The sequence below is a fragment of the Croceicoccus sp. genome (assembly GCF_983967925.1).
The window spans coordinates 96,664-111,495 of the sequence record NZ_CFETID010000004.1; the positions used below are offsets into that span (position 1 = coordinate 96,664).

Annotated in this window: 12 protein-coding genes; 2 read left to right on the forward strand and 10 right to left on the reverse strand. The window is 67.1% G+C overall.

The window, feature by feature from the left end; translation table 11 throughout:
- Positions 1-66: 66 nt before the first annotated feature.
- Positions 67-1,134 (forward strand): phosphatase PAP2 family protein, encoded by a 1,068-nt coding sequence (locus tag AC4FIJ_RS03800; protein ID WP_490335386.1) that lies wholly within the window; start codon positions 67-69, stop codon positions 1,132-1,134.
- Here AC4FIJ_RS03800 and AC4FIJ_RS03805 read toward each other — a convergent pair.
- The 6 genes from AC4FIJ_RS03805 to AC4FIJ_RS03830 form a co-directional block, all read right to left on the reverse strand.
- The gene (locus AC4FIJ_RS03805; RefSeq protein WP_490335387.1) at positions 1,109-1,600 is read right to left on the reverse strand and encodes a GNAT family N-acetyltransferase; all 492 of its coding nucleotides are present in this window, start codon (positions 1,598-1,600) and stop codon (positions 1,109-1,111) included. The genes AC4FIJ_RS03800 and AC4FIJ_RS03805 overlap by 26 nt on opposite strands.
- Before the next feature lie 38 nt (positions 1,601-1,638).
- Entirely contained in the window at positions 1,639-1,959 is a 321-nt protein-coding gene (locus AC4FIJ_RS03810) for a heavy metal-binding domain-containing protein (RefSeq protein WP_490335485.1), read from the reverse strand.
- A gap of 192 nt (positions 1,960-2,151) precedes the next feature.
- Entirely contained in the window at positions 2,152-3,759 is a 1,608-nt protein-coding gene (locus tag AC4FIJ_RS03815) for a serine hydrolase (RefSeq protein WP_490335388.1), read from the reverse strand.
- Complete coding sequence (locus tag AC4FIJ_RS03820; protein ID WP_490335389.1) at positions 3,756-5,120, reverse strand: peptide MFS transporter; 1,365 nt, start codon at positions 5,118-5,120, stop codon at positions 3,756-3,758. Before AC4FIJ_RS03820 ends, AC4FIJ_RS03815 begins: the two co-directional genes overlap by 4 nt.
- Positions 5,117-6,121, reverse strand: coding sequence for a dipeptide epimerase (locus AC4FIJ_RS03825; RefSeq protein WP_490335390.1), 1,005 nt, complete (start codon positions 6,119-6,121; stop codon positions 5,117-5,119). The genes AC4FIJ_RS03820 and AC4FIJ_RS03825 overlap by 4 nt, the downstream gene beginning before the upstream one ends.
- Positions 6,121-8,142, reverse strand: a complete 2,022-nt coding sequence (locus AC4FIJ_RS03830) for a serine hydrolase domain-containing protein (protein ID WP_490335391.1) — start codon at positions 8,140-8,142, stop codon at positions 6,121-6,123. The genes AC4FIJ_RS03825 and AC4FIJ_RS03830 overlap by 1 nt, the downstream gene beginning before the upstream one ends.
- 111 nt (positions 8,143-8,253) lie before the next feature.
- Here AC4FIJ_RS03830 and AC4FIJ_RS03835 point away from each other — a divergent pair, with 111 nt between their 5' ends.
- Positions 8,254-8,910 (forward strand): helix-turn-helix domain-containing protein, encoded by a 657-nt coding sequence (locus AC4FIJ_RS03835; RefSeq protein ID WP_490335392.1) that lies wholly within the window; start codon positions 8,254-8,256, stop codon positions 8,908-8,910.
- Positions 8,911-8,935: 25 nt separating this feature from the next.
- On the opposite strand, the gene AC4FIJ_RS03840 is transcribed toward AC4FIJ_RS03835, so the two are convergent.
- The 4 genes from AC4FIJ_RS03840 to AC4FIJ_RS03855 are packed head-to-tail and all read right to left on the reverse strand — an operon-like array spanning position 8,936 to position 14,742.
- Positions 8,936-10,030: an SMP-30/gluconolactonase/LRE family protein gene (locus tag AC4FIJ_RS03840; protein WP_490335393.1), complete on the reverse strand. Its 1,095-nt coding sequence runs from the start codon at positions 10,028-10,030 to the stop codon at positions 8,936-8,938.
- Positions 9,967-11,313 (reverse strand): GntT/GntP/DsdX family permease, encoded by a 1,347-nt coding sequence (locus AC4FIJ_RS03845; protein ID WP_490335394.1) that lies wholly within the window; start codon positions 11,311-11,313, stop codon positions 9,967-9,969. The genes AC4FIJ_RS03840 and AC4FIJ_RS03845 overlap by 64 nt, the downstream gene beginning before the upstream one ends.
- 7 nt (positions 11,314-11,320) lie before the next feature.
- Positions 11,321-13,606: a glycoside hydrolase family 3 N-terminal domain-containing protein gene (locus tag AC4FIJ_RS03850; protein WP_490335395.1), complete on the reverse strand. Its 2,286-nt coding sequence runs from the start codon at positions 13,604-13,606 to the stop codon at positions 11,321-11,323.
- A complete protein-coding gene (locus AC4FIJ_RS03855) occupies positions 13,603-14,742 on the reverse strand; it encodes a Gfo/Idh/MocA family protein (protein ID WP_490335486.1) in 1,140 nt (379 codons plus the stop codon). The genes AC4FIJ_RS03850 and AC4FIJ_RS03855 overlap by 4 nt, the downstream gene beginning before the upstream one ends.
- Positions 14,743-14,832: the final 90 nt, after the last annotated feature.

A 14,832-nucleotide genomic window follows, 5' to 3' on the forward strand; every position in this document is an offset into this window, starting at 1 on the left:
TTCAGCGATATTTAACCATATCGCGGCATTGCCATGGCAGGAGCAACCGCCGGGTAATCCCATTCGATGAGCGTGCACGATCCAGATTGCCTTACCCCTCAGCGTGAAGGGGGGCACCATGAAGAAAAGCGTCTGCGCGAGGCGGAGCCCTATGGCGGCTGGCCTCTGCCCGAGGTCGCGATCCTACTGGCGGGGATCTGCGCGGCGCTGGTGGTCGCGTTCGTCAATGATTTGCCGATCTTGCTGCCCAGCCAGAAGGCACTGGGTGCGTTCGGAGTGCATTACCTTGTCCCGGTGGTGACGCTGATCGGGTGGGGATTGCTGATTCTGCGCAACCGCCAGCCCAGGGTGCTGGTCTATCTGGCGGCTGCTTTCGTCTGCTATCTCGGCGTACTGATCGTGCACTTCAATCTGAAGCTGTGGGTGACGGCGGTGAACGGCGCGAACCATGACGCGGCCTTCATGCGCTCCGACCGGGCCCTGCAGCCGGTGGTCGATGCCTGTTTCGCGGTCCGGCACTGGCTGGCGGACCGGCTGGGCAATATCGACGCGGCCTATCTGTTTGCCTTTATCGCCATGTTCTACGCCAGCTTCATCGTGCACGCGGTGCGCGATATCGCGGTGTTCCGGCGGCTGGTGGTGGCGGTGTTCTGCGTCCATCTGCTCGGGGCGGCGGGCTATCTGACGTGGCCTGCGCTGGGGCCGTTCATCTACGAGGACGGGGCCAATGCCGTCGCCAGCGCCGCGCAGGCCGACATGCAGCGGCTGGTCGCGGCGATCCGGGCGGGCGGCGCGGACTGGCTGGCGGTGCATGGCCGCGCCAATCTGCTGGCGGGCCCTGCGGCGATGCCGTCGCTGCACACCGCCGTATCGGCGATCTTCGTGATCTTTGCCTGGCGCCACGAACGCTGGCTGCTGTGCGCCTATGTGCCGCTGTTCGCCTTCATCCTGGTCGAGGCGGTGGCGACGCGCTGGCATTATGTCGTCGACCTGGCGGCGGGCGGCGTGCTGGCGTTTGCCTGCGTGGCCATCGCCGATCTGGTCTATCGCCCGGCGAAACGCGCTTCGCGGGCGCTGGACGATACGCCTTGGTCCGCCGCCGGGGAGCCTAAAGCAGCAATTGCCACCAGCTGACGTCGCGCCAGTCCTCCAGCTTCCAGCCGACCTCTTTATAGACGCCGACCTGTTCGAAGCCGAAGCTCTTGTGCAATGCGATGCTGGGGTCGTTCGGTAACGAAATGCCCGCGAAAGCCGCGTGATAGCGGTCCTTCAGCATCGGCAGCAGCGCCGAATACAGGGCGGTGCCCACGCCGCGCCGCGCCATCGACGGATCGACATAGACCGCCACGTCGCACGACGAGCTGTAGGCATCGCGCGAGCGGTGCGGGCTGCCATAGGCATAGCCGATCACCGCCATGCCTCGCACCGCGACCAGCCAGCCATAGGTGCCGCCCCACGCGCTGATGCGCTTCAGCATTTCGCCTGCAGATGGCGGCTGGGTTTCGAAGCTGATCCATGTGTCGGTGACGAAGGGGGCGTAGATCGCGGCGCAGGCGGCGGCGTCGTCCGCCCGCGCGCGCCTGATGCGGAAATCAGTCAAGCTGTTATCAATCCGGTTCTGTTGGGTCTGGTTCGGCTTCAGGCCAGCACGACCGCGGTGCCCGACACGCTGACCATCAGCATCGAGCCGTTCTGGCCCAGCACCTCGTAATCGATGTCGACGCCGATCACGCCATTGCCGCCCAGCGACAAAGCCTCCTGCCGCATTTCGGCCAGCGCTTCCTTGCGCGCGCGGGCCAGCACTTCCTCGTACTTGCCCGAACGTCCGCCGACGAGGTCGGTGATCGAGGCGAAGATGTCGCGGAACAGGTTCGCGCCGACGATCACCTCGCCCGTGACGATGCCCAGATAGTCGCGCACCGCGCGCCCTTCGACCACGGCGGTGGTGGTGACCAGCATGCCGCCGCCGTCGCCTTCGTTGCTCCAGGGATTGGCCATCGTCTCGCTCTCCTGCCTGACGGGGCCAGCGCCGCCCCGATGTCCTCGCTGGGCACCGCTTTAGCCTGCCCGCGCGCGCTGGCAAGCCACCCGGCGGACCAGAGGACAGGCAGCGGCGACCGGCCGAGTATGGGTGTCAGGCAGGCGCGGCGTTTACTGGCCGCCAGCCTCCGCGACCGGTGTGAAAAGCAGGTCCCTGTAATCCCAGCTGAAATCCGCCACGGGTGAGACCGCCTTCATCGTGATCCGGTCGACCGCGCCATCGGCGTCCAGCTGGAAGGTGACATAGGCAGGCTCGAACCCCTCCTCGCTATAGCGGGTGACGAAGGTGTCGTATTGCCAGTGCTCCAGCGTAGCGGTGACGCCCTGCCAGTGCGGGTAATCGACCTTGAGCGCGCCGTTCCGCTCGGTGATGCTTATCGTGCCGAACCATGGGTCGTTGTAGCGTCCCGCATAGGCCGACAGCGGGCGCGAGGGGCCGACGTCGGCGGGCTTCGCCTCGGGCGCGGCGAGCGCCTTGGCGGCATTGCCGAAATAATCGTCGATGAACTTGCCGAAGGCGGCGGGCCAGTCGTTGCCCTCGATCCCAAGGTAGTGGTCGATCAGTTCGAACTGCAGGCCGGTCAGCAGGCCCGCTTCCTCGCTGTTGGTGGCAAGAAAGATGCCGACATCCTGTTCGGGCAGCAGGATCAGCCGCGTGATCGATCCATAGACGCCGCCGCCGTGCATGATAACCCGCGTGCCGTGATAGTCGCGCACGTTCCAGCCCAGCGCATAGGTGTTGAACAGCGGCGCGGTCTGGTCGAGCGGGGCGGGAAAGCCGGGGGCGGGCATCAGAACCGCGGGCTTCCACATTTCGCGGCCCTGTTCCTCGCTGAACAGGCGCCTGTCCTCGGGGCCGGTATCGGGCAGGTCGCCGTGGGCCAGCTGCGCCTCGATCCAGCGGGCCATGTCGTTGGCGCTGGCGGCGATCCCGCCCGCCGGCGCGGCGACCTGCGCGACGACAAGCGAATCGTCCAGCCGCTCCATCGTGCCAAGGCCGCGGATCGGGCCGTCGATGCGCGCATGCGGATCGGCGATCAGCCTTTCGTCGCCGCGCTGGTCGTTCTGCACCGTGGCGCGGGTCATGCCGGCGGGGCGCAGGATGCGTTCGGTGGTGAACTGTTCCCAGCTTTGCCCGCTGACCCGTTCGATCAGGCGGCCCGCAACCATGTAGAGGATGTTGTCATAGGCATAGCTGCCGCGGAAATCGTTCTTGATCGGGATATTGCCCAGCCGCTCGACCACGTCGGCGCGTGTCAGGCTGCTGCGCGGCACGAACAGCAGATCGCCCGCGCCCAGCCCCAGCCCGCTGCGATGGACGAGCAGGTCGCGCACCGTCATCTCGCGCGTGATCCATGCGTCGGCCATGCGGAATTCGGGCATGTGGTCGATCACCGGATCGTCCCACGCGATCTTGCCGTCGTCGACGAGTATGGCGAGCCCGGCGGCGGTGAACGCCTTGGTGACCGAACCGATCGCGAAATTGGTGTCGGCGGTGACCTGCACGGGATTGTCCAGATCGGTGACGCCGAAGCCCTTGGCGAAGGTGACTTCGCCGTTTTCGACAATGGCGACCGATGCGCCGGGCGCGCCGAATGTGTCCAGCAGCGCGTCCACCCGCGCTTCCAGTTCGGCGGGCGGTTCGGCGGCGGCCGGGGCCGCGGCAAGGCACAGGACGAGCGAGACGGGCGCCAGCAGGCGCGGCAATGTGCGGATCATGACGGTATGGCCTCCGGATTGGGTCGCGGGATAGTGTCGTGGGCGTCGTTCTCGCCCGATGCGGCATCGGTGGCCGCGCGGGCGGCGAACACCGCGCGCGCGGGTCTGTCGAGCATGCGCAGGAACAGCGCGGCGGCTGCGGCGATGGCAGCCAGCAGCGCGAAATAGGCGGGCACCGGAAGCACGCTCCACAGGCTGCCGACAAGGCCGCCCGCAAGGCTGCCGGTGAAGGTGGCGAAGAACCAGCTCGCCACCGTGCTCGCACCCAGGCGCTGCGGGGCGAGGCGTGCAAAGATGCCGAGGCCATTGGGCAGGATGTAAAGTTCGCCCGTGGTCAGGACGACGAAGAAAGCGACGAGCCACAGCCAGCTGGCGCGCGCGCCGTCCTGCACGCCCGCGACCAGCGCCAGCAGTACATAGGCGCCCGCCACGATCAGCGCGCCGATCGCCATCTTATGCAGCGGCGAAGCCTCTGTCCCCGCCGCCGCCTGCCGCCGCCAGCGTGCCAGCAGGAAGGGCGTCATCAGGATCACCAGCAGCGGATTAAGCGACTGGAACCATGTCATCGGGATCTCCAGCGATCCCGCCGCGCGGTCCACCCCGCTGTCGGCCCACAGCGCGACCGTGTTGCCGACCTGCTCGTAGGCGCTGCGGAAGACGGTCACCGCCAGCAGCAGCCCGCCCAGCAGCATCAATGTCGCCCGGTCGAAGCCGTCCCAGAATTTCACCTTGCCGCCTGTGGGCGTGACCGGCGAGCGATCCTCCACCGGAAGATATTTCCCGCCCCAGACATAGATCGCGAGTCCCGCCGCCATGCCGATGCCCGCCGCGCCGAAACCGTAGTGCCAGCCGTAGAATTCGCCCAATGTCCCGCAGATCAGCGGCGCGAGGAAGCCGCCGATGTTCACGCCGACGTAGTAGATATTATAGGCCCACGGGCGGCGCGGATCGTTCGCCGAATACAGATCGTTGATCTGGCTGGGCAGGCTGGGAAGGAAGAACCCGTTGCCCAGCGCAATCGTGCCCAGCGCGATGTAGAACAATGGCTCGAAGGTCATCATGAAATGACCCAGCGCCATGATCGACCCGCCAAGGATCACCGCACGGCGCTTGCCCAGCCAGCGGTCGGCGATGATCCCGCCGAAGATCGGCGTGAAATAGGCAAAGGCGGTATAGGTGCCGTAGATGACCGAGGACATGCCCTGCTCGATCAGCAGTTCCATCGTCATGTAATAGACGAGCAGCGCGCGCATGCCGTAGTAGGAGAACGTCTCCCACATATTGGTCAGTATCAGGATCGTCAGCCCGCGCGGCTGGCCGAACCAGCTCTTGCCGTCAGCGGGAGGGGCGCCGCCGGTCACGGCGCGTCGGGCCCGCCCCAGATGTCGTCGCCCGCCCAGATCGTGCCGTCACTGTAGGTGACCGAAGGCTCGCGGTCCTGCGCGAGGAAGGTCGGGCCGTCGAGGTCGACGAAATCGCACAATTGCGCGAGGACGAAGGCTGGGGCCATCGCAAGGCTGGTGCCGACCATGTTGCCGACCATCACCTGCAGGCCCGCCTCGCGGCTGGCCTTCGCGATCTTCAGCGCCTCTGTCAGCCCGCCGCATTTGTCGAGCTTGATGTTGTTGACGGTAAACCGCCCGGCGAGGCCCGGCACATCCGCGCTGGTGAGCGCGCTTTCGTCCGCCGCGACCGGCATGGGGCTGGTGAAGCCTTCGAGATCGGCTTCGCGCCCGCGCGCCAGCGGCTGTTCCAGCAGCGACACCCGGCAGGCGTCGAGCGCGGCGGCCAGTTCGCCCAGCTCGGCAAGCGTGAAGCCCTGATTGGCATCGACGCCCAGCCAGACATCGGGCCGCGCAAGCCGGATGGCGCGCACGCGTTCGATGTCGAGATTAAGTTCGCCGGTCAGCTTGACCTTTATGGCGCGGGCGGCGGCATAGGCCTTTGCCCCTGCCGCCATCTTTTCGGGGCTGTCCGCGCCCAGCGTGAAGGTCGTGACGACGGGCCTAGGCGCGTCGATCCCGGCCAGTTGCCATGCGGGGACGCCCTTCTGCTTCGCCTCGAGATCCCAGAGCGCGCAGTCGACCGCGTTGCGGCCCCCGCCCGCGGGCATCAGGTCCTGCAGCGCGGCGCGGTCGATGCCCGCTTCGATCCCGCCGCGCGCGGCCTCTATGTCGGCGATCATGTTGTCGGCGTCGTCGTTCAGATAATAGACCCCGCCGCCTTCGCCGCGGCCGGTGTGGGTGCCGTCGGACAGGGTGGCGACGACCACCTCGGTCTCCTCGAACACATGGCCCGAGATGCGGAAAGGGGCGGCAAGGCGCAGTTTTTCGCGCCTTGTGTCCAGCGTAAGATGGCTCATCAGTAGTTCGTCCCGATGCCGAAGAGATGGAAGGCGGCGGCCAGCCAGACCATGACGATGCCGGCCAGCAGCAGCAGCACGCTCCAGACCTTTGCGGTCCAGCGGCGGCGGCCGGTCCAGACCTGCCACAGATACCAGGCGAACACCGCCAGACCGCCGATGAAGACGACCAGCGTCAGCACCTGCAGCACGATGGTGATGGCATCGAACGCCCCGCCCAGATTGGTAAGGTCGGCGAACATCATCGTGATGAGGACGCCCCAGCCGACCAGCACCAGCACCATCAGCAGCGCGGCAAGGCGCGACAGGCGGTAGCCGAGCCTCTGGCGGCCCTCCAGCGGCAAAGGCGCGCCGTAATGGCGGCGCACCAGTGCGCGCACCGGCCACAGCAGGGCGGTCAGCAGCAGGATCACCAGCGCGGCACCGATCAGCGGCATCAGCAGCGCGGCGTTCTTGTACCACACGGGGCGTTCGAACACGGTGAAGGCCGACATGATCGACAGGCTGAAACGCGTGACCTCGCCGTCCTCGACCCGCGCGGCGAGGCGGGTGTGGCTGTTGAGGTCCTGCCAGACGAAGGGCTCGACCTCGACCCATTTGGCGGGGCGGCCGGCCAGGCCCATGCCGGGCGGCAGGATCAGCTCGCCATCGGGGCCGACCGACACGGTGGACTGCCCGATCAGCTGGGTGATGTTGAGGAACGTCGAATCCGCGCGGCGCGAAGCCACCCAGTTGCCCGCCAGCATCTGCGCGTGCCGTGCCGATTCCTCGGGCGGGACGCGGCTGGTGATCGGATCGCCGGGGAAGTACCGGTCGGCGAATTCGGTGAACAGGTTGATGCGCACGCCATTGACCGCGCCTTCCTCGCCCCCGCTGTTGAACGAGGCATAGAGGCCAACGTCTTCGTCCATGAACAGGTGCAGCGAGGTGTGGAAGCCGCCGAGGTCGCCGAGATGGGCGATCACCCGCTCGTCATTGATGTTGGTTTCGAAGAAACCCATCATCATGCGGTCGAGCGGGGGCAGCAGCGTGGTCGCCGTTGTGTGCATGTAGCGGGCGGTTTCAGGCTTCAGGATGCGATTGCCGTTCAGCTCGCCATTGTTGAGATGCGCCATCATGAAGCGCGCCATGTCCTCGCCGGTCGAGGACATCGATCCGGCGGGCGCGGGGCCGACGATCTCGAACGGCACGACCTCGCCCGACATCTTGTCATAGCCGGTCGCCATGTTCGGCTGCAGATTGGCGGGCAGCGGCTGGCGAAAGCTGGAATTGTCCATGCCCAGCGGGCCGAAGATATGCCGCTCGACATAATCGTCGAAAGGCTCGCCCGATACGCGCTCGACGATATAGCCGGCGAGCGAGGTGCCGTAGTTGGAATAGGCGGGCGTGGTGCCGGGCGCGAAGATGCGCCGGGGGATCCAGCGCTTCAGCAGCTCGTCATAGGGCGGGATCGCGTCGCGGTCGCTGCCGATCAGGTCCTTCACCTGCTCTTCGAAACCGGCGGTATGCGTCATCAGCTGGCGCATCGTCACCGGCTGGCCGTCATAGGCGGGAATCTCGAAGTCGAGATATTGGTTGATGTCGGCGTCGAGGTCGATCTTGCCCTGTTCGACCTGCTGCATGACCGCGGTCCAGGTGATCAGCTTGGATACCGAACCGGGGCGGAACAGGGTCTTTTCGGGGTCGACCGGCGTGCGGCTTTCGACATCGGCATAGCCGAAGCCGCGCTGGGTCAGGATCTCGCCGTCCTTGACGACCACCACCACCGCGCCCGCGATGTCGCCGTCGCCGATCGCATAGGGCATGTAGCCGTCGAGCCATGCGTCGAGGTCGTTCTTGGTCAACGGCGCGCCATTGCCGTCCGGCATGGTGGAATCGCCCGATGCGGAGGCCGCGTTGGCGGGCTGCGCCTGTTCCGGCGCCCCCGGGGCGGGGGCCTGTGCCATCAGCATCGTGCCGAGCGAAGCGAGAAGCATGCAGAGCGCGAGCACGCCCGCGAAGGGAAATCTGACTATGCGCATGGAACCCCCAAAATCCGACCCATGTTGCCTCGACCGCGTTTCGCGGCTAACCTCGAGCGGCAAACTTTTGACGTAATCGGGACATAATGATCCTAATCAGAGAATTGTCAAATGGGGAAATCTGAAGCGATCTCCTCGCCGGACCGGCATCCGACGCTGGGCAGCCTGCTGAAGGGGCTGCGCAGCCGGAAGGGCTGGACGCTCAAGGAAATGAGCGCGGAAACCGGCATCCCCGTATCGACGCTGTCAAAGGTCGAGCATGACCGGCTGACGCTGACCTATGACAAGCTGATGCAGCTGAGCCAGCGGCTGGGCATTCGGCTGTCCGAGCTGTTCGCCGAGCCGGCGGAGCGCGAGGAGGACCGGGCGGTCACCGGACGGCGCAGCATCGGCCGGGCCGACCGCGCGGTGCGGGTGACGACGCCCAATTACGACTATCACTACATGTGCCCCGAACTGCGGCAGAAGATGATGATCCCGATCATCACCACGATCCGCGCCCGCACGGCAGAGGAGTTCGGCAGGCTGGTGCGCCATCCGGGCGAGGAATATATCCACGTCCTCGACGGCAGCATCGTCGTGCATACCGAGTTCTACGAACCGGTCACGCTGCACAAGGGCGATGGCATCTATATCGATTCCGACATGGGCCACGCCTATGTCGTCGCCGACGGCTGCGACGAGGCGCAGGTGCTGGGCGTGTGTTCGAGCCGCGAACAGGATTTCGCCGACTCGCTGATGTCGATCTACGGCCCCGAACGAGGGTAGCCCCCGCCTGCGCCGCGCGCCGCGATCAGACCGCGATGCGCAGCGGGATGCGGGCCAGCATGGTGTGCGCGGTCATATAGAGCGCCGCGCCGCCGTCCTCGCCCCGCCCGATCGCGCAATTGGCGATGGCCGTGCCCGTGCCGATCAGACCCAGCAACGTGCCGTCCGGCGACAGCACATGGACGCCGCCGGGTCCGGTGGCGAAGACATGGCCCGCCTTGTCGGTCTTGATCCCGTCGGGAAGGCCGGGAAGGCCCTTCTCGTGCCATGCGGTCATGTCGTGGAACAGCCGCGCCGGACCGGTCGGCGTGCCGTCCGCCCCCAGCGGATAGGCCAGCACCTGCGGTCGCTGCTCGTCCGACAGCGCAAGATAGAGCGTGCGTTCGTCGGGCGAGAGCGCGACGCCGTTGGGCCTGCGGTGTTCGTCCAGCAGCAGCAAGGTCCCGTCGGGCCGGCGCAGGTACAGCCCGTTGGAGGTCACTTCGCGCAGCGGCGATTGCTCAGCATCGGCGAAGCCATAGGGCGGATCGGTGAAATAGATCGCGCCGCTGCGCGCCATGGTCAGATCGTTGGGGCTGTTAAAGCGCTTGCCGTCGTAGCGGTCCACCAGCACCGTGCGCTGCATCGTCGCAAGATCGCGCGCCGAGATATTGCGCGACCCGCTGTCGGCGAAGACCAGTCGGCCCATGGAATCTATCGCCATGCCGTTCGCCCCCGCCTCGCGGATCTCGGGCGGGACGGTGCCCTCGAGGCCCGAGGGGCGGAGGAATTCCTCCACCTCTCCGCCGGGGACATAGCGGTACATCACATTATTGCCGGGGTCGTTGAACAGCAGATAGCCCGCGGGCACCCACACCGGCCCTTCGGCCCAGCCATAGCCGGTGGCGAGCACTTCGGGGCGGGCGGCAGGGTCGACGATCTGCAAAAGCGCGGGATCGAACTGCTCTACCCCGCCGACATATTCGCGTGGCGGCGGCGGGGCGCCTTCCATGCGCGCGGCGCAGGCGGCCAGCGGTGCGGCGGCCATGCCGGCGATCAGCGCCCGGCGCGTGACGTTCATGCGAACGGCCAAAGGATCGCCGCCATGACGAACATGATGCAGCCTGCGATTGTCGAGCATATGGTCCAACTCCTGAGTGTCTGCGCTTCGGTGAGGCCAAGGAACTGCTTGACCAGCCAGAAGCCGGTATCGTTGACATGGCTGACCACCGTGGCGCCCGCGCCGATGGCCACGGTAACCAGCGCGACCTGCGCCGGCGAAAGCCCTGCGGCCGCGATCAGCGGCGCGGCGAGGCCGCCTGCCGTCACCATCGCCACCGTCGCCGAACCCTGCGCCACGCGGACGAAAGCGGACAGCAGGAAGGCGAAGACGAGCGGCGAAAGATTGGCCGAGGCGACGAGATCGGTGATCCGCTCGCCCGCGCCCGACTGGATCAGCACTTCCTTGTAGGCTGCGCCCGCCCCGACGACGAGGACCATCAGGCCTGCCGGTGCCAGCGCGCGGGTCATGACGTCGGATATGATCCCCAGCGATGCGTGCGACACGAAGCGCAGCCACAGGGCCACGAAGGCGCAGGCGATCAGCAAGGCGCTGAACGGGTGGCCGATGAACAGCACGGCCTGGCGGAGCGGGCTGGCGGGCATCAGCCATTCGGCCACGGCAGCCAGCATGATCAGGGCCAGTGGCACCAGCATGCCCGCCAGCGCGGGACCGAAACCGATGGGATGGATCGGCGCGGCACCCTCGTTCAGGCGGGGCGGGGGCGACAGATCGCCGAACCCGGGCGCACCATGGGCCAGCCTGGCATAGATCGGGCCTGCGACGATGGCGGCGGGTATGCCGCAGGCAAAGCCGTAGATTACCATCAGCCCGTAATCGGTGCCCAGCAGTTCCGCCACCGCGACCGCCCCCGGATGCGGCGGCAGCAGCGCATGCATGACCATCAGCGCGGCCAGCAGCGGAAGCGCGAAGAAGGTGACCCGCCGACCCGACCTGAGCGAAAGAGTGGTGACCAGCGGGGCGAGCACGATGAAGGCGACATCGAAGAACAGCGGTATGCCGACGATGATGCCGATCGCGGTCAGCGCCCATGTCGCGCGCTTCTCTCCGAATGCGGCCAGCAGCCGGTGGGCGAGCGCGGCGACGCCGCCGCTCGCCTCCAGCAATCCGCCCAGCATCGCGCCGAGGCCGATGACCACCGCGACGAAGCCCAGCGCCTGTCCGGTGCCGGTGCGCACCGCCTCGATCACCTCGTCGGGTTTGCCGCCCAGCGCGAGGCCGGTGCCGAGCGCGACCACCAGCAGCGCAATGAAGGCGGGCACCTTGAAGCGCAGCACCAGGCCGATCAGCGCCGCGATGCTGAGTGCGACGATGACGAGGACGGGTCCGGTACCGGCGCTCATCGTAATATCAGCCCAGCGTGACTTGCGTGGCGAGCGCGGCCCCCGCCAGCGCACCGGCGGCGAGGTCGTAGGCGGACGGCACGGCGATGGCGGTCGTCAGGCGGATGTCGTCGGACGATGCGCCGACCATGCATTCGACCGGCCCTGCCGCGACCTTCCAGCCGTCGTCCCAATAGGCGAACTGGTCGCTGGAAAGCGCGAAGCCGACCCGCCGCGATTCGCCGGGGGCGAGCGTGATCCTTGCGAAACCGCGTAGTTCCCTGACCGGACGCGCAAGGCCGGGGACGGGGGCACGGATATAGAGCTGCACCACCTCGTCCGCTGCGACAGGGCCCGAATTGGTGACGGTGACGGCGACCATGTGGTTTTTCGCGCCCTGCCCTTCGGCGCGCAGGTCGGAATAGTCGAACCGGCTATAGGAGAGGCCGTGGCCGAACGGGAACAGCGGACCAATATCGGCGTCGCGATAGCGCGCGCTGTCGACGGCGAGATCCGGATTGGCGGGGCGGCCCGTCGGGGGATGCGCGTAGAACAGGGGCAGCTGTCCGCCGTTTCGCGGTATGCCCATCGGCAGGCGCCCAGCCGGAGACACGCGGCCCATCAGCACGTCGGCGATGGCATGGCCGCTCTCATTGCCGAGGAACCATGTTTCTAGCACCGCCGGGATACCCTCCAGCGCCGATTCCAGCGCGAGCGGACGGCCATTCATCAGCACGGCGACGATGGGCTTGCCGGTGGCGCGCAGCGCCTCGATCAGGGCAAGCTGCGCGCCGGGGAGGGTGATGTCCGACCGGCTGCGCGCCTCGCCCGAATAATCGTAATCCTCGCCCAGAGCGATGATGGTGATGTCCGCTTGTTCGGCTGCCGCGACGGCGGCGGGGATGCCCGCAGTATCGCCGCTGCGCGTATCGACGCCGGGGGCGAAGCGGACCGTCGCCCGTTCGGCCAGCGCTTGCCGCAGCGTTATCGATTCGTCCTTGTTCCCGCGCGCGCGCCATGATCCCAGCGTGCTGTTGGCATCGTCCGCCAGCGCGCCGATCAGCGCGATGGTCCGGCCCGAACGGATCGGCAGCGTCGCGCCTTCGTTGCGCAGCAATACGATGGAGCGCTCCGCCGCGCGGCGGGCGGCGGCGCGGTGGTCCGCCGATTGCAGCACGGTCTTTTCGCGCGCGGCATCGCCGAAACGATAGGGATCGTCGAACAGGCCCAGCCGCGCCTTGGCGGCAAGGATGCGGCCCACCGCTTCGTCGACCAGCGGCAGCAGCGACGGATCGGCCGCTACCGCCGGGGCGAGGTGGTCGGCATAGGTGTTGCTCGTCATATCCATGTCGACGCTGGCCCGCAGCGCCAGCGCCGCGGCCTGCGCAGGGGTCGCCGCCGCGCCGTGGGCGATCAGCTCCTTAATCGCGTTCCAGTCGCTGACCACCAGTCCCTGATAGTCCCATTCCTCGCGCAAAATGCCGCGCACCAGCGCTTCGTTGCCCGTCGTGGGCACGCCGGACAGATCGTTGAACGCGGTCATCATCGTGCCGACGCCTGCATGGGATGCGGCATGGAACGGCGCGAGATAGGTTTCGCGCAATGTGCGTTCGGACAATTCGGCGCTGTCGTAATCGCGCCCGCCGATCGCTGCGCCATAGGCGCCCATGTGCTTGGCGCAGGCCAGCACCGTGTCGGGATTGGCGGGGTCCGCCGTCTGGAAGCCCTCGATCTGCGCGACTGCGATGCGCGCGCCCAGATAGGGGTCCTCGCCCGCGCCTTCGACCACGCGGCCCCAGCGCGCGTCGCGGGCGATGTCGATCATCGGCGCGAAGGTCCAGTGCAGCCCGCTGACCGAAGCCTCAACCGCCGCAATCCGGGCGGCCTGGTGCGCGACATCGGGATCGAAACTGGCCGCCATCGCCAGCGGCACGGGGAAGATCGTGCGATAGCCGTGCACGACATCCATCGCGAACAGCAGCGGAATGCCCAGCCGCGATTCCTCGACCGCGACGCGTTGCAGCGCCTGCAGCGGCTGCGCCCCCGCGACATGCAGGAAGGACCCGACGCGGCCTGCGCGCACCTTGTCCAGCGCGGCCTCGTCCAGCCGGGAATTCAGCGCGATCTGGCGTCCGCCCGCGATCTGGACCATCTGGCCGATCTTCTCGTCCAGCGTCATCGCGGCGAGCAGCGTGTCGATGCGGTTTCGCTGCGCGGAAGACAGTTTTTGTGCAGGCGCGGCGAGCGCGGGAAAGCGGGCGGTGGCGGCGAGCAGCGTGCCTGCCGCGATCAGGCTGCGGCGGTCGAGCTTCATGCGCCTGCGGGTCCGGTTGCGAGGGTTTCGGGCAGCCGGATGGCGCGGCCTTCGCGTGCGGACCGGTAAATCGCCTCTATGATGCTGAGGTCGCGCCAGCCTTCCTCGCCCGAGGCGCGCGGCTGGGTGCCCGCCATGATCGCCTGCGGCAGATGATCGAGCTGCGCCGCGAACTGGTTCTTGTCCGGTGGAGGCAAGTTTATCTCCTGCGTCTGCCCGTCCCGTTCCACCCACAGCCGATGGCCGGTATAGGCGGTCGCCGGTTCGGCGCGAAGCCAGCCTTCCGTACCGTGAAGGCGGAAGTTGTTATGGTTCGAGGAATAGGAGCTGACGCAGCTGGCCATGATGCCCGAGGGAAAGCGCAGCACGAAGTCGATCCGGTCCTCCACGCTTGCGAAACGAGGGTCGCTGCGGTCGGTCGATTCCATGGCGGTGACCTCGACCGGTTCCTCGCCCGCCAGATAGCGTGCGGCCTGCAGGCTGTAGATGCCGATATCCATCAGCGATCCGCCGCCCGACATCGGACGTTCCAGCCGCCATTGGTTCGGCTGCGCATAAAACCCGTGTTCCGAGGTGATGATCTGCGTCGGCCCCAGATCGCCGCTTTGCGCGAGCGCCATCGCGTGCAGATTGTGCGGTTCGAACTGCGAGCGATAGCCGATCATCAGCTTCGTGCCCGCCTTGCGGCAGGCCGCGATCATCGCCTCGCATTCGGCGGCGCTGACCGCCATCGGTTTTTCGCACATGACATGCTTGCCCGCCTGCGCCGCGCGGATCGAATATTCGGCATGCATCGCATTGGGCAGCACGACATAGACGATGTCGATGTCCGGATTGTCGCGGATGGAATCGTAATCGGCATAGCTGTAGCGGTGCGTGACAGGGATGCCGTATTCTTCGCCGTATCGTTCCAGCTTTTCCGGCGTGCCGCTGACCAGCGCGGTCAGCCTTGCGAATTCGCAGTCGCGGAACTGCGGCATGATCTGCTGCGTCGCGTAATAGCCGAGGCCGACGATGGCATAGCCGAGCTTGCGTTGCGGCTGCGCTGCGTTCGCACGCGCCCCGCTGCCGAGGCCATAGGCCACCGCGAGACCCGCGCCCGCGCCTGCCATGATCGTACGCCGGTTTGCCGTCATCATCCCTCATCCCCCGCCCGCGGCCCGTTCTTGTGCGCCGTCGATTGATGGTAGCGGTATCATGGGTTGCCGGGATTGGGAAGGCCGGGG

Bases quoted from the DNA above. Each gene is read 5' to 3' on its own strand.
- AC4FIJ_RS03800 (WP_490335386.1), top strand. From the start codon at position 67: ATGAGCGTGCACGATCCAGATTGCCTTACCCCTCAGCGTGAAGGGGGG.
- AC4FIJ_RS03810 (WP_490335485.1), bottom strand. From the start codon at position 1,959: ATGCTGGTCACCACCACCGCCGTGGTCGAAGGGCGCGCGGTGCGCGAC.
- AC4FIJ_RS03815 (WP_490335388.1), bottom strand. From the start codon at position 3,759: ATGATCCGCACATTGCCGCGCCTGCTGGCGCCCGTCTCGCTCGTCCTG.
- AC4FIJ_RS03825 (WP_490335390.1), bottom strand. From the start codon at position 6,121: ATGAGCCATCTTACGCTGGACACAAGGCGCGAAAAACTGCGCCTTGCC.
- AC4FIJ_RS03830 (WP_490335391.1), bottom strand. From the start codon at position 8,142: ATGCGCATAGTCAGATTTCCCTTCGCGGGCGTGCTCGCGCTCTGCATG.
- AC4FIJ_RS03835 (WP_490335392.1), top strand. From the start codon at position 8,254: ATGGGGAAATCTGAAGCGATCTCCTCGCCGGACCGGCATCCGACGCTG.
- AC4FIJ_RS03840 (WP_490335393.1), bottom strand. From the start codon at position 10,030: ATGCTCGACAATCGCAGGCTGCATCATGTTCGTCATGGCGGCGATCCT.
- AC4FIJ_RS03845 (WP_490335394.1), bottom strand. From the start codon at position 11,313: ATGAGCGCCGGTACCGGACCCGTCCTCGTCATCGTCGCACTCAGCATC.
- AC4FIJ_RS03850 (WP_490335395.1), bottom strand. From the start codon at position 13,606: ATGAAGCTCGACCGCCGCAGCCTGATCGCGGCAGGCACGCTGCTCGCC.
- AC4FIJ_RS03855 (WP_490335486.1), bottom strand. From the start codon at position 14,742: ATGACGGCAAACCGGCGTACGATCATGGCAGGCGCGGGCGCGGGTCTC.